This window comes from Gluconobacter sp. P1C6_b, from assembly GCF_018811945.1.
In the GTDB taxonomy this organism is placed as follows: domain Bacteria; phylum Pseudomonadota; class Alphaproteobacteria; order Acetobacterales; family Acetobacteraceae; genus Gluconobacter.
The window spans coordinates 13,897-28,221 of sequence record NZ_JACRVU010000004.1 but is presented as its reverse complement, the minus strand read 5'-3'; the positions used below and the strand labels follow the sequence as shown (position 1 = coordinate 28,221).

Annotated in this window: 14 protein-coding genes; 8 read left to right on the top strand and 6 right to left on the bottom strand. The window is 63.9% G+C overall.

Going from position 1 to position 14,325, the window contains the following annotated elements:
* The first annotated feature begins 25 nt into the window (after positions 1 to 25).
* The 5 genes from KP701_RS04655 to KP701_RS04635 all read left to right on the top strand — a co-directional run bounded on the left by KP701_RS04655 (position 26) and on the right by KP701_RS04635 (position 5,145).
* Positions 26 to 754 (top strand): polysaccharide lyase family 7 protein, encoded by a 729-nt coding sequence (locus KP701_RS04655; protein WP_215746014.1) that lies wholly within the window; start codon positions 26 to 28, stop codon positions 752 to 754.
* Positions 755 to 824: 70 nt separating this feature from the next.
* Positions 825 to 2,705 carry a glycosyltransferase N-terminal domain-containing protein gene (locus KP701_RS04650; RefSeq protein WP_215746012.1) on the top strand — a complete coding sequence of 627 codons (1,881 nt, stop codon included), beginning with the start codon at positions 825 to 827 and terminating at the stop codon, positions 2,703 to 2,705.
* A complete protein-coding gene (gene lpxK / locus KP701_RS04645) occupies positions 2,702 to 3,685 on the top strand; it encodes a tetraacyldisaccharide 4'-kinase (RefSeq protein ID WP_215746010.1) in 984 nt (327 codons plus the stop codon). The genes KP701_RS04650 and lpxK overlap by 4 nt, the downstream gene beginning before the upstream one ends.
* Positions 3,682 to 4,596, top strand: coding sequence for a lauroyl acyltransferase (locus tag KP701_RS04640; protein WP_215746009.1), 915 nt, complete (start codon positions 3,682 to 3,684; stop codon positions 4,594 to 4,596). The genes lpxK and KP701_RS04640 overlap by 4 nt, the downstream gene beginning before the upstream one ends.
* 165 nt (positions 4,597 to 4,761) lie before the next feature.
* The gene (locus tag KP701_RS04635) at positions 4,762 to 5,145 is read left to right on the top strand and encodes a hypothetical protein (protein ID WP_024716772.1); all 384 of its coding nucleotides are present in this window, start codon (positions 4,762 to 4,764) and stop codon (positions 5,143 to 5,145) included.
* Positions 5,146 to 5,231: 86 nt separating this feature from the next.
* Here the strand turns inward: KP701_RS04635 and KP701_RS04630 are convergent, their stop codons facing one another.
* Positions 5,232 to 6,554, bottom strand: coding sequence for a penicillin-binding protein activator (locus KP701_RS04630; protein ID WP_215746007.1), 1,323 nt, complete (start codon positions 6,552 to 6,554; stop codon positions 5,232 to 5,234).
* A 149-nt stretch (positions 6,555 to 6,703) separates the two neighbouring features.
* Here KP701_RS04630 and rsmI point away from each other — a divergent pair, with 149 nt between their 5' ends.
* Entirely contained in the window at positions 6,704 to 7,537 is an 834-nt protein-coding gene (gene rsmI, locus KP701_RS04625) for a 16S rRNA (cytidine(1402)-2'-O)-methyltransferase (RefSeq protein WP_215746201.1), read from the top strand.
* A 4-nt stretch (positions 7,538 to 7,541) separates the two neighbouring features.
* On the opposite strand, the gene KP701_RS04620 is transcribed toward rsmI, so the two are convergent.
* From KP701_RS04620 to KP701_RS04605, 4 genes are all read right to left on the bottom strand, one after another.
* Positions 7,542 to 8,168, bottom strand: a complete 627-nt coding sequence (locus KP701_RS04620) for an outer membrane lipoprotein carrier protein LolA (protein ID WP_215746006.1) — start codon at positions 8,166 to 8,168, stop codon at positions 7,542 to 7,544.
* Positions 8,169 to 8,171: 3 nt separating this feature from the next.
* Positions 8,172 to 9,128 (bottom strand): iron exporter MbfA, encoded by a 957-nt coding sequence (mbfA, locus tag KP701_RS04615; RefSeq protein ID WP_041112190.1) that lies wholly within the window; start codon positions 9,126 to 9,128, stop codon positions 8,172 to 8,174.
* A 27-nt stretch (positions 9,129 to 9,155) separates the two neighbouring features.
* Positions 9,156 to 10,532, bottom strand: coding sequence for a glutamate--cysteine ligase (locus tag KP701_RS04610; RefSeq protein ID WP_215746003.1), 1,377 nt, complete (start codon positions 10,530 to 10,532; stop codon positions 9,156 to 9,158).
* Between the two features lie 74 nt (positions 10,533 to 10,606).
* Positions 10,607 to 11,347 (bottom strand): 16S rRNA (uracil(1498)-N(3))-methyltransferase, encoded by a 741-nt coding sequence (locus tag KP701_RS04605; protein ID WP_215746200.1) that lies wholly within the window; start codon positions 11,345 to 11,347, stop codon positions 10,607 to 10,609.
* A 35-nt stretch (positions 11,348 to 11,382) separates the two neighbouring features.
* Here KP701_RS04605 and ubiA point away from each other — a divergent pair, with 35 nt between their 5' ends.
* Both ubiA and KP701_RS04595 read left to right on the top strand, forming a co-directional pair.
* Positions 11,383 to 12,300, top strand: coding sequence for a 4-hydroxybenzoate octaprenyltransferase (gene ubiA / locus KP701_RS04600; protein ID WP_215746002.1), 918 nt, complete (start codon positions 11,383 to 11,385; stop codon positions 12,298 to 12,300).
* Positions 12,297 to 12,965, top strand: a complete 669-nt coding sequence (locus tag KP701_RS04595) for a methyltransferase (RefSeq protein ID WP_215746000.1) — start codon at positions 12,297 to 12,299, stop codon at positions 12,963 to 12,965. Before ubiA ends, KP701_RS04595 begins: the two co-directional genes overlap by 4 nt.
* On the opposite strand, the gene KP701_RS04590 is transcribed toward KP701_RS04595, so the two are convergent.
* Entirely contained in the window at positions 12,934 to 14,322 is a 1,389-nt protein-coding gene (locus tag KP701_RS04590; protein WP_215745999.1) for an MFS transporter, read from the bottom strand. The genes KP701_RS04595 and KP701_RS04590 overlap by 32 nt on opposite strands.
* Between the last annotated feature and the right edge of the window lie 3 nt (positions 14,323 to 14,325).

Here is a 14,325-nt window from a genome sequence, read left to right as displayed (position 1 = left end):
TGCCTGCCGATCTGAAGGAACCGCCATGTCCCTGTCCCGCCTCCTCTGCGTAACCTGCCTGACCCTCGCAATGGCAGGTACCGCGCTGCTCCCAGCATCGGCCATGGACACACGCTCTGCGCCACAGGCAGGCAGCTTCACCCTTCAGGAGCCGCAGGCACGACTGAAACTGCGCCTTGTTCCGGGCACCACGCTCGCAACCGGCTATCACAGCCCGTTCTATCAGCAGAACCCGGCAACAGGCGCCATCACCCTGCGGACGGACGGGCTTCAGCCTGCCATCCGGGGGCAGACGGCCCCCGCGACGGTCCTGCGTGAAGGCACGGCCTGGTATTTCCAGCAGACCCCGGCCGACATGAACGCCAGCCTGCATATCGATACCTGGCCCAGCGACCAGCGCGTCATCATCGGCCGCATCCAGAGCCCGCATGGCCCCGTCGTGGAACTCGTCGCAAACGGCCATCGCTCACAGGTAACCGTCACCGTCCATGATGGCAGTTCGACCCGCAACATTGTCGCCGGGACGATCTATCCGGACCGCAATGTCAGCTATGCCATCTCCTCGCGTCCCAACGGAACGCTCGTCGTTGTCGTCAACGGCAGTCGCAGCGTGCTCGCAATGCCCGCGGCCGCGACGGCGCCTGTCATGTGGTTCGAAGCCGTCGCCGGCCAGACCGGATGGCACATGCCCTGCCACGGCGACATGGCGCAGGTGACCTTCACGTCCCTGGAAGTCCGTCATCCGGCGCCGTGACGGGCAGAACCTTACGGGAAAGCCTTTCCAACCTTTGCCGCCTGTAACGCCGCGTGCTACCCGACACGGCATGACCCTGTTTCCGCGCCTCCTGCGCCTGTGGCTGGGAACCTGCCTGCGCACCACACGCTGGCAGGTCAGTGGCTCACCCCGCGCCCTCGAAACCCTGACAACCCCGGCGCAGGGTACGGTCGTCGCCTTCTGGCACCGCTCGCTGACACTCAGCCCGGCCCTGTGGTTCTGGGCGCGGACACTGGAACCCCGTCTGGAACTGCGGGTACTGATTTCCCGCAATCCGGACGGAATGCTGATCGCCGATGTCGTCCGCCCGTGGGGCATCATCGGCATCCACGGATCTTCCAGCAAAAAGGGCAAGAACAAGGGTGGCGCGGCCGTTCTGCGCACGGCGCTGAAGGAGCTCGAAGCCGGCTCCATAGTCGCAATCACACCCGACGGACCGCGCGGCCCCGCGGAACTGGTCCAGCCCGGCGCCGTCGCCCTGTCGCGTCTCGCGCGCTGTGCGGTCGTTCCTGTCGGGATGGCCAGCACGAGTCTGCGCCTGCCGTCATGGGACGGACTGGTTTTTCCGCTGCCGTTCGGACGTGGCGCCCTCATCATGGGCGAACCCCTGTTCCAACCCGATGCTGCACTCCTTCAGAATGCCCTGAACGACGTCTCGCTGCGCGCCGAGAGCGTGGTGCGGCACCGGCAGTCCAATCTGGCGGACCGTCTGTGGCGTGTGGCCGGAACCCTCATGGCCCCGGCCCTGACGGTGATGCTGCGCATCCGTCTGCATCGCGGACGTGAACTCCCCGGCCGTCTGCGCGAGCGCATGGGACTGGAACGCACGGGACCACGACGGGGCCACCGCCCCCCGGGGCAGCTTCTGTGGATCCATGCCGCCAGCGTCGGTGAGACGCTCTGCGCCCTGCCCCTGGCCGAAGCCCTGCTCGAGGCCCGGCCCGAGATGCGCATTCTTTTTACGACCGCAACCGTTACTGGCAGCGAAATCGTGGCCCGGCATCCACTCTACGGGCAGCGGATCATCCACCGCTTCATCCCCCATGACGTACCACGCTGGCTCAGGCGTTTCCTGAACCTCTGGCAGCCGGAAGGCGCCATATTCGTGGAAAGCGAACTCTGGCCCGGCATCATCGCCGCCTGTTCGCGCCGCGACATCCCGGTCATGCTCGTCAACGGGCGTCTGTCGGACCGTTCGGCCCGTCTGTGGACCCGTCTGGGAGACCCGGCGCGCCGCATGATGAAGCGCCTGTCCTGGGTGGCAGCCCGTGGCCCCGAAGACGCAGCCCGCTTCCGGGCTCTGGGGGCTCTCCCGGTCTATGAAGATGGCGACCTCAAGCAGGACGCCCCGCCACTGGCCTATAACGAGACGGAATATGCCCGGCTAAAGAGCCTGATCGGCGACCGTCCGGTTTTCGTCGCCGCGTCCACCCATCCGGGCGAGGAAGAACTTGTCCTTCAGGCCGCTGAAAGAGCCCGCAGGCTCCAGCCCGATCTGCTGACCATCATCGTCCCGCGACACCCCGCCCGTGGTGCGGAGCTGGCAGCCCGCTTTGACCTGCCCCGCCGGGGGGCCGGTCAGGATCCAACCCCGCAGACACCGATCTGGCTGGCCGACACACTGGGCGAACTGGGGCTGCTCTACCGTCTGGCAGACCGCTGTTTTCTGGGCAATTCCCTTGCCGGAAAGGGCGGCGGCCACAACCCGTTCGAGCCGCTGCGTCTGGGCATTCCCACAGCTACGGGGCCGAAAATGGAGAACTGGCGGGAGGCAATGGCTACTGTTTCTGATACAATCCATATCGTGAACGATGTGGAGTGTCTGACACGATGGCTCGAATCCCCTCTCCCGCCCGTCAGGACAACGGGATTGCAGCGCTTCGTGGTGAGCGTCCTGCGGGACCGCATCCTGAAAACGGTTGAACGATGACGCGTCGCCCACCCCGTTTCTGGCTGCGCCCCACCCGCAGCATCGCCGCCCGTCTCCTGCGGCCGTTTTCCTTCATCGCCACAACACTCACCCGCCGCCGCCTCAGACAGCCGACCTTTCATGCCTCCGTTCCGGTCCTGTGCTGCGGCAACATCACCACGGGCGGCACCGGTAAAACCCCCCTCACCCTCGATCTCGTGCAGCGTCTCAGGGAGCGCGGCCATTATCCCCATATCCTGAGCCGGGGCCATGGTGGCCGCGAACGTGGCCCGATCGGCGTCAATCCGAGCCGCAGCACGCCCCGCGACGTGGGCGACGAACCGCTTCTCCTCGCACAGAGCGCCCCGACCTGGATCGGGGCCGACCGTGCCGAAACCGCCCGCCTCGCCATCTCCCAGGGCGCGGACTGCCTCGTCATGGATGATGGTTTCCAGAACCCGACACTGCATCAGGACGTCTCCGTTCTTGTCGTGGACGGCGTCACGGGCTTCGGTAATGGATGCGTCCTGCCCGCAGGTCCCCTGCGCGAACCGGTGGCCGATGCCTTTGCCCGCGCCCAGGCAGTCGTCGTCATGGGGGATGACCGGCACAACCTGATCCCGACGTTCCCGCCACATCTCCTGACCGCGCAGGCCAGACTGGTGCCCGGCCCCGAAATCCGGCCCCTTCAGGGACGGCGTATTGTGGCATTTGCAGGCATTGGTCGACCGGAAAAATTCTTCGACATGCTCCGGGACGCAGGCGTGGCCCCCATCCGTTCGCTTCCTTTCCCCGATCACCATTTCTATACGCCCCGTGACATCCAGCGTCTCGAAGCCCTCAGTCGGGAATCGGGGACCACGCTGGTCACGACCGCCAAGGACGCCGTGAAACTCCCATTCCCATTCCGTACGCAGGTGAAGGTCATCGGCGTAGAGCTGCTCTGGGCCGACCCGAAATCCCCCGAACGCCTCCTCGATCTGCTGTTTTCCGACACGTGACGTCTTTCCTGTATCGCGCGGAAACCCTTCTGGTCCGTGGTCTTCTGGCCGCGATCCGCGCCCTCCCGCCCGCAGCCTCTTCCAGTCTGGGCGGATTTGTAGCGCGTACGGTCGGACCGCTGCTGCCCGTCTCGAAAGTCGCAGACCGGAATCTTCAGCTCGCCCTGCCGGAATATGACGCTTCCGCGCGTCGTCGCATCGTCCGCGACTGCTGGGAAAATCTGGGGAGCACGGTAGGTGAGTTCCCCCATATCAGCCGCCTGAAACAGAACACGCCCTCCGGTGCAGGATGGAGCGTCGAAGGCGCGGAGCATCTCGAAGCGGCCAGAGCCTCGGGTCGGCCAGTCATTTTTTTCTCGGGCCATATCGGCAACTGGGAACTCATGCCGCCCGTCGTGGCACGTTACGGCATGCCGTTTGCGTCCTTCTACCGCGCGGCCAGCAATCCCGGCGTTGACCGTCTGATCCACAGGCTCCGGCAGGACGCGATGGGACAGGATGTGCCCATGTTCCCCAAAGGCGCGAAAGGCGCGCGTGCAGCCCTGAGATATCTGTCCAAAGGCGGGAATCTGGGCGTGCTGGGCGATCAGAAAATGAATGACGGGATCGAGGCCAGGCTCTTCGGTCGCCCCACCATGACGGCCTCCGCCGCAGCCGTGTTCGCCCTGAGGCATGACGCCCTGATCGTGACCGGACATGTCCGCCGTGATGGTCCGGCGAGACTCGTGCTGGTCGTGGATGCGCCCTTCATGCCGACGAAAACGGACAACCGTGCCAAGGACGTTCTCGTCCTCACGCAGTTGTTCAATGACCGTCTCGAATCATGGATCCGCGATATTCCGGGTTCCTGGCTCTGGCTGCACCGCCGCTGGGACAAATCCCTGTACCGGAATATGACAACACAGTGTTAAGCTATGCACTGAGAGCATGGCAGATTTGTCACAGTAGGGATGGTTTATGTCGCAAAACCGTCTCCAGACGTTATTAAAGATTGTGAAACGTGCCTTGCGGACCCTAGCCTGAACTCATCACCACGACCCGGGTGCCTTGCCCGGCTTTATGATGAGGACTTCCTGATGGCGCAGGTGGCTCACCTTCACGACCTCTCTCATGGCCGCAACGCGAGCAACATCGTACCTCTGCGTCAGGGCCTTCTCCCCCGTCACCGCGAGTACCTGCTGCGCTGGCTGGAAGCCGGACAGCGGATGGGTGTCTTCGATGCCGAAATTGCTCCGGCCGCCCATGACACCGTCAATGTGGATGGCACGGCCCCCGTCGATCATGTTCTGGTCTGGGTCCGCGAAAACCCCGATCCGGCCTATATGCTGCGACCCCAAGGCATGCGCTGGGTGCTGATCGACCAGATCCGTGACCACGAACTCGGAAGCTACGCCAGCTTCGAGCTCGCCCTGCATGTCATCCGCCCGGTTCTGCCGCTCGCCGAAACCTGCGCTGCCTGACCCTGCGCCCGGATTTCCTCGACCAGACACAAAAAAAGCGCGCCGTTCAGAAAACGGACGCGCTTTTCTTTTGAAAAAAGATCGTCTCAGCTGGGACGGATCGCCACATCCCGCGAAGCCGGCACAACGATGCGGGCACCACCGCCGCGCTGGATCTGATAGATCGCCAGTGCCCGAGTGACATGCCCGTCCGGCCTCAGGCGGAACAGCCCGTCCACACCCATGTAACCATCTGGCCGCGTCAGCGCTTCGGTCGTCACACCACCCTGACGGATCAGGCTTCCCGCCAGAGCCGCAGCGTCATAGGCGAAATCCGTGACGGGTGACGGCGCCTGCTTGTACAGAGCCCGGTACTGCGCGACATAGCCCATACGGTCATGCGCATCCGGCGCTGCATACCAAGCGCCGTGCAGCGCACCGAGCTTGCCGTCAAACGCCTTCCACAACGCCGGCCCCATGATCTGGACCTGCGACGAATCGATATGATCCGCCTGAAGCGCCGTAATGACACGTCCCAGTTCCAGCCCCGTATCAGCCAGCACCAGCGCATCGAATGGCGGCGGCGGAACCGGTACGGCCTGAGGTGCCGGCGTCGGAGTTGCGGCTGGCATGGCTGGCGGCGTCGCGCCCGTTTCTGCCGCCCCTGTCGGGTTGGCCGCAGTCTCACCCGTCGGATCGATCGCGGATGGTCCAGCCGGGACATCTGCAGGCGCAGGCGCCGGAGCGACGGGCTGGCGCGTCTCGATGGCGGAGAGGGTCTTCAGACCGTCATCAATGTTCTGCGCGTCCATCGTATGGAACACGATCTGCGGCTCCTTCAGCCCCGCATCGCGGCAGGCCCGTGCCAGACCGTCACCCATCGCATGTCCGAAGGCGTTGTCCGGCAGGAAAGCTGCGAAAGTTCTGCGTCCCGTCGCCCGGGCGGCATCCACCATCCGGCGCACCTGCTGCTCCGGCGTCAGGCCCATGACCCACACGCCCGGACGGGCCTGTGTGGAGTCGCTGGTGAACGCCAGCTCCGGCTTGCCCGCATTGACGGCGAGCGGTGCCGAGGCAGACGTTTCCGTCGCGGTCAGGGGACCCAGCAGGATGGCATCACCACGTGACAGCGCATCCCGGGCCGCCTGCTCGGCCCCACCCGGCGCATTCGTGTCATGCACGTCCAGCGCAGGCGATCCCTGGGCCGAAAGGGCCAGCTTCGCCGCATCGCGCATCCGCAGACCATAAGCGGCATTGCGCCCCGTCAGCGGCAGGATCAGCCCGACATCATGTGCGCCCGGACCTCCCGAAACACCCGGAATGCCGCCCACACCCGGCACGGAAGACGACCCGCCACCCGAGCAGGCGGCAAGGGTCAGGAAGGTTCCCGCGGCAAGGCCGGTGCTTACACCCTTGCGCAGACGGCTCAACGGGCGACAATGCGCCCCTGAGTTTGTCACCGAGGATGCAGATGTCCGAAAAGTCATGTTCCGCTGAAACTCCCTTGAGCGATGCGGCTGAAACGTTACCGGCCGCCCCCCTGCCAGCGCAGGGCCAGGCCGAAGGTGGATGTCTGATATTGGTTGCAACGCCGATCGGCAACCTGGCCGATATCAGCGAACGCGCGATCGAGGCGCTGAATACCGTGGACGCGATCCTCTGCGAGGACACGCGCGTCACGGCAAAGCTCCTGCTTTCGCGCAATATTGCCACACCGACCCGAACACTGCACGACCATAACGAACAGGACCGTACTCCGTTCCTGATCGAAAAACTCCAGCAGGGCGCCCGCTATGCGGTTGTCTCCGATGCGGGCACGCCACTGGTTTCCGATCCCGGTTACCGGCTGGTCCGTGCCGCGATTGCCGCCGGCATCCATGTCACGGCCATTCCCGGCCCGAACGCCGTTGTCACGGCCCTGACGCTGTCTGGCCTGCCGCCCCTGCCCTTCATGTTTCTGGGTTTCCCCGCGCCCCGAAGCGAAGCCCGCAAGACCGGTTTCGCCACCCTGCGCGCTGCCGAGCAGGCCGGCCTGCACTCAACCCTGATCTGGTACGAAGCTCCGCACCGCCTGATCGAAACACTGGAAGACCTGATCGACGTTTTTGGTCCGGACCGTGAAGCCGCAGTCGGCCGAGAACTCACCAAACGCTTCGAGGAAATGGTACGCGGCACGCTGACAGAGGTTCTGGAACATTTCCGCACAACCGCACCGCGGGGCGAAATCACGCTCCTGATCGGACCATCTGCCGAAGACGACAGTGGCGCTGCCGATCTGGACACGCATCTGCGCGAAGCCCTGACGACCCATTCGGTCAAAGACGCCGCCGCCTTGGTGGCGGGAATCGTCAAGCTGCCCAAACGCACGGTCTATGCCCGGGCGCTGGAGCTTTCACGTGAACTGAAGGACTGAGGCCTCAGTCTGCCTTGGGAAGTACGAACAGGGATTGAGGCACGTCCCCGCCCAGACGCACATCGGACAGGGCAATCGTGGTCGTGCGTCCCTGCGCATCCACGACCGTCCAGCCCAGAAGACCAAGCGGCGCATCGGACAGGACGAGCGTCAGGGTGCCTTCTCCGGCACTCTGCGTCCGCACAAGCTGCACCCGGATCTGCCCGTTACTGTGTTCGAAGCCCGTTACCGTCACATCGCCTGACAGCTTGAGTTCCGGACGCAGCAGAAGCCCGAGTGGCGTGCGATCCAGCGGAATGGTCGTCACCTGATCGACGCTGCGATCCTGAAACACCACGCGCCCGTCATTGGCGACCAGCAGCAGCGGGCTCGGCTTGTCGTAATCGAAACGCATGCGGCCCGGCCGGTCGAGCGTGGCTGTCCCAACCGTCGTGCTGCCATCCGCCGCCGTCTGCCTGAACCGCGCCTGAAGCGTCGTGACCTGCCCAAGAGTGTCCTCAATCCGTGAAATCCAGCCCTGATCCGCAGGACGAAGCTGGACAGGAGTCGCCTGTGCGAAAGCCACGGATGGCTGAGCAACAGGCAGCAGGGCCACCAGAGCGGCAGCGCAGAAAAAAGAACGGTTCATCATGTCTCAGGAACTGCCAATCAGCACACCGGTTGCAAAAACAAGAGCCCCGCCAAGGAAGACCTGCACCATGGCCGATCCGAACGGCGTGTCCTGATACCGCCAGCGCACCCAGGAAATCAGCAGAAGCTCGATCGCCACGGCGATGATCGCGACACCAAAGGCAAGATGGAAATCCGGCACGAGGAACGGCAGCGTATGCCCAATGCCACCTCCGAAAGTCATGGCGCCACAGATCAGGCCACGCAGTAGTGGAGCCCCACGCCCGGACAGCTTGCCATCATCCGCCAGAGCCTCAGCCAGCCCCATGGAAATTCCGGCCCCCAGCGACGCCGCAAGCCCCACCAGAAACGCCGCATGCGGGCTGTGCGTCGCAAAGGCGGCAGCAAAAACGGGCGCCAGCGTCGAGACCGAGCCATCCATGAGCCCGACCAGCCCGGGCTGCACGACACGCAGCACGAAATCCCGGCGACTGTGCTCATCCTCGCGGTCACGGGTGTTATCGTTCAGATGCGCATCTTCGAGGCGACGCGCCTCGCGCTGATGCCGGTCTTCCTCGGTCGCCAGATCGCCCAGCAGCTTGCGGATTTCCGCGTCATTGGTCTGTCCGGCGGCCTGACGGTAAAACCGCGCCGCCTGCCGCTCCATATCGGCGGCCTGCGCCCGGATCGCCTCAATCCCGCGATTCTGCATCTGCCAGGCCGATTTGCGGGACGGAAATCCCTGCACATCCTGCCGCCGAACCAGTGGAATATGATTACCAAACCGCCGGACGAACAGATCGATCAGCGCCCGGCGATGATGGTTTTCCTCTTCCGCCATATCCTGAAAAATAGCGGCACTGTCGGGATAATCTTCCGCCAGCATCTGGCCGAAATCCGCGTAAATATGACCATCCTCCTCCTCGCTGGCGATGGCCAGCGCAAGGATTTCGCGTTCGGTCAGATCGGAAAGTTTCGTCACGTAGGCAGCAGATCCCGTCTCGTAAAATCAGATGGCGGCTTCGGTAAAGAGCGGTTTCACGCTCTGCCCCCAGGCGCCGTTATACAGATCCAGCCAGTACTGTGCCTGATTCGGACCGCCATCAGCAATCAGATGCAGCGGATCGAGATAACCGGCCTCATTGCGCACACGGGCCCGCAGACCCTGCTCGGCCAGCTGAACCACACGCTTGGCAAACGGTTTCAGACCACCCGGGAACGCGGCATCCAGCCCCAGACTCGGCACCTCGGCCCGAAGCTTCTGATATACGCTCCAGGGCTGCTCACGCACCAGCTTCTCTGCCGCTTCCAGCGTGGCAGGATCGTAAAGCAGGCCGACCCACAGGGCCGACTGTGCCACCATCATTTCCAGCTTGCCCGCGTCCGCACCACGCATTTCAAGGAACTGCTTGAGACGTACATCCGGGAACACCGTCGTCAGATGGTCTTCAAAATCGCCCACCGTCGGCGTCAGGCCCTTCAGCGGTTCCTGAACATCGCCCGCCAGCCAGCGTCGGAAGGAGCAACCGGCAACGTCGAGGTTCTTCCCCTCCCGTGAGACGAAATACATCGGCACGTCCAGCGCCCAGTCCACATACTGTTCGAAACCGAACCCGTCCTCGAAGAATACGGAAGGCTGTCCTGAACGCTGATTGTCCGTATCGGTCCAGATCCGCGCCCGGTTGGACAGAAGACCATTGGCCTTGCCCTCGACAAACGGAGAATTCGCAAAGAGCGCCGTCGCGATAGGCTGAAGTGCCAGAGACACGCGCATCTTGCGCGCCATGTCGGCTTCATCGCTGAAATCGAGATTGACCTGAACCGTGCAGGTCCGCGTCATCATGTCGAGACCGAGCGAACCGACCTTCGGCATGTAGTTGCGCATGATCGCATAGCGGCTCTTGGGCATCCACGGCATCGCATCACGCGGCCAGAGCGGCTGAAAGCCGAACGGTAGAAAACCAAGCCCAAGTTCCGCAGCCGGACCACGAACCTGATCGAAATGCGCCTGCATCTCCGCTTCCGTTTCCTGAAGCGAGACAACCGGTGCGCCCGAAAGTTCGAACTGTCCGGCCGGCTCAAGCGAGATCGCCCGCCCGGCCTGTGCGTTCTGGCCCTTCAGACCGATCAGGTTCTCGCCATCCATGATCGGCGCCCAGTCCGGACCCTGAAGCTTCTCCAGCAATGCGCCGATTCCGCGCGGCTCGTAAGGCGGGGGCGACAGGGGTTCGCGGCCGTCATCAGCGTGGGGAAGGACGAAACCGAATTTCTCGTGTTCGGTGCCGATCTTCCATTCCGATTTCGGTTTGCAACCACGCGCGATAGCCTCGACGAGCTGCGCCCGGCTTTCGATCGACGCAGTATTGGACGTGCCGGGATTGGACATGGCGTTTTGGCCTCGGTCTGAATTCGTTGTTCGACAATGATTGAACTGTAGCAGGTCCGTCGGTCCTGTCACCCTCACCGGCCGCTGGCAAGCGCCAGACGGGACAATCCGGCGCAGACCGCCGTCTCTGCCCGAAGCACCAGCGGCCCGAGGCTGAGCGAATGAACGGCCTTATGGGAACGCAGGGTCTGGACCTCCGTTTCCGAAAATCCCCCCTCCGGCCCGATCAGCAGCGCAGCCGCCTCGGGCCGGGCCTCTTCTCCCGGTCGCCGTTCCAGCGCCGCATAAAGTGGCCGGTCCTCGGACCACGCCGCCAGCACTGCCTTCAGAGACTCCGGCGGCAGGATCTCCGGAACATCCAGCCGCTCGCACTGCTCGGCCGCTTCGGTCGCAATGACCGACAGTCGCTCCAGATTGAGCCGATGGGTATTGGTCCGCTCCGTCACAACCGGACGAAAGCGCGTCACGCCGAGTTCGGTCCCCATGCGGATCACAAGCTCCGTCGCATCCCGCTTGAGCGGCGCAAACAGCAGTTCCACCCCTTGCGTTGATGCAGGAGCGCGCTCGCAGCGATGCAGCAGGACACTTCCCTTGTCTTTTTTCAGAGCCGCGATCTCTGCCACCCATTCCCCATCGCGTTCATTGAACACCCGCACAGCGCTTCCCACGCCCTGCCGCATGACGTTGCCCAGATAATGCGCCTGCCCGGGAGGAAGCGGGACAGTCTGGCCTTCCGCGAAGGCTGTTTCAGACGCAGGGACGTAAAGACGGGGGTCGGATCGGCTCATCCTTTTCCGATAGCGCGCCTCGCCCATTGACGGAAGCATGTCCGCACAGCATCACATCTCCCATGAGCCAGACCCGCGCCCATACCGATATCCAGCTGACCGGCCGCATTGCGCGCCTGCACGAGCCATGGCGCTCCTACGCCCTGCTTGCCCGTCTCGACCGGCCGGTCGGAACATGGCTCCTGTTCCTGCCCGGCGTGTGGGGCCTGTTCCTCGCACCCCATGCGTCGCTTCAGACGCGCCTGATCGACACGGCGCTGTTCGCGTTCGGCTCGCTTGTCATGCGTTCGGCCGGCTGCGTCGTGAACGACATCTGGGATCGGGACATCGACGCCAGGGTCGCCCGCACCGCAGGCCGCCCCCTCGCCAGCGGCGCGCTGTCCCTGAAACAGGGTCTGCTCCTGCTGGCCGGGCTACTGCTGATGGGGCTGGGCGTGCTCGTTTGCCTGCCTCCCGTCTGCTGGGCCCTCGCCCCGCTCGCGCTCCTGCTCGTTGCCCTGTATCCAGCGGCCAAGCGCGTCACATGGTGGCCGCAGCTCGTCATGGGATTCACCTTCGGATTCGGCGCACCGATGGGATACGCAGCCGCAGCCGGAACGCTCGATGGCAACGGCCTGCTGCTCTATGGCGCCGTCATTCTCTGGCAGCTCGGATTCGACACGATCTACGGCTTTCAGGACATGGACGACGACGCCCGCATCGGCGTGCGTTCCACCTCCCGCCTGATGGAAAAGAACGCCCGTCCGTTCATTGCCACCTGCTACAGCCTCATGCTTCTGGCACTCGCGCTCGTCGCCATCCATGCTCATCTGCACTGGATTTTCTGGCCGTTCCTTGCCCTTGCAACAGCCATGCTGCTCCAGCAGGTCCGCGTGCTGAACCCTTACGATGCCCCGGCCTGTCTCAGGGAGTTCCGCCGTAACGTCCCCATCGGATTTGTGCTGGCCGCAGGGTTTGTCGCCGCAAGACTTTTCGGATGAGCACGACCCTGAGCGATACCGCAGGCTTCATCCGCGACAATACCGCCATCGCTCACGCCACACTGGTGCCTGAGATTTCCCTGCATCTGGCGACCGAAATCACACCCATCTGGCAGGCCAGCGAAGCCTATCTCGAACAGATCGGCATCGAACCGCCTTTCTGGGCCTTCGCATGGCCCGGCAGCCAGCTCATCGCGCGCTTTATTCTCGACAATCCCGGGCATGTCCGGGGACGCCGCGTTCTTGATGTGGCCTGCGGATGCGGTCTCGCCGCGATTGCGGCCGCCCTGTCCGGTGCGTCCGAGGTGCAAGCCAACGATATCGATCCCATGGCACTGGAAGCCACGGCCCTCAATGCGCGCCTCAACAGCGTCACCATCGCCCCTGTTCCCGGAGACCTGATCGGAACAATTCCCGACTGTGACCTGCTGGTCATCGGAGACGTCTGTTACAACGAGGCCATGGCGGCGCGGATCGTACCCTGGCTACTGGACTGTTCGAAAACCTGCGAAGTCTGGCTCTGCGATCCGGGGCGGCATTACGCGCCGTCAATGCCGCTCGAAGTCCTGACCCGGCAGACCGTTCCCGTCACGCAGGAGCTGGAAAGCGCGGACCAGCGCGCCACCACGCTCTTCAGCCTGCGAGATATTTCCGCCCCAGGCTGAGCGCGGATCCCGTCAGTGCCGCCAACATCGCGGCCCCCAGGCAGATGAAGGCCGGATGGGGAAAAACCGTAAACAATCCTGCCACGAGCAGAGCCCCCGTTGTCTGACCGCCCAGTCGCGCAACGGAGAGCATACCGCTCGCCCCGCCCTCACGGCCCGGAGGCGCGGTCACCATGATCGCGCGGTTATTGGGCGGCTGGAACAGCCCGAACCCGCATCCGGCAAACAGCGTCCGCCAGGCAATGGCCCAGTTGCCGGCATCGGTCGGCAGAAACCACAGCAGACAGAATCCACTCGCCGTAATGAGCAGACCGATCGAGGACAGCACCGACGCCGGGAAACGGTCCGCCAGACGGCTGACCACAAAGGACATCGTCGCCACCCCGACAGCCCAGGGCGCAATCAGAAGACCGATCGTCCCGGGCCCGCGGTGAAAAGCGGTCGCCAACGTGAATGGCATCGCCACGATATAAAGATTGGAGGCCACAAACCCCAGAAATCCAACCAGACAGGCCAGCAGGAAGGGCCTTCGCGCGAGCAGATCAACCGGTACGATCGGCTCCAGCCTCTCGCGCTGGTAATGCAGCAGCATCGCCCAGCAGAGTACACCCGCGACCGTCACGATGCCGCCCGACAGGAAATCGGCGTGCATCAGCCCGTCCAGACCAACACCGGTCAGCGCAAACGAAGCCACGGTCAGAAGCGAGCCGACCATATCGGTCGGAATATCGCTTCTCGGTGTCTGCGGGAGCGCCGCATGGGCCAGAGCCAGAGCCGCCACCGCCAGCGGCAGGTTGATCCAGAAAATCCAGGGCCAGCTCGCCACGGACAGGATGAGCGATCCGAGAGACGGCCCAAGAGCCACGCCGAGGCCCACGAACAGCCCGTTCAGGGCAATCCCGCGTCCCAGCTCCTTATGCGGGTAGATGAAACGGACGAGCGCAATATTCACACTCATGATACAGGCCCCACCCATACCCTGCAGCGCCCGCGCGAGCGTCAGCTCCAGCAGGTTCTGTGACAGCGCACAGGCGACGGATGCGATCAGGAACAGGAAAATCCCGAATTGGCTCAGACGCGCGAAACCGACACGCGCGCCCAGAGAAGCCAGCGGCAGAAGGCATGACAGATTGGCCAGCTGATAGGCATTGACGACCCAGATGGCCCGTGAGGAAGATGCATGCAGGTCCTGCGCGATCAGCGGCAGGGCCACATTGGCGATCGCATAATCGAGAACCGACAGAAGGAGCGCCAGAAGCACGGCCGACATCGCCTTGAGGCGCTGGGCTCCATACAGCCCGGCATGGCGTCTAGCGTCGTACTCTTCTTGAGGACCGTCTTCCGTCGTCACCGTCATTCT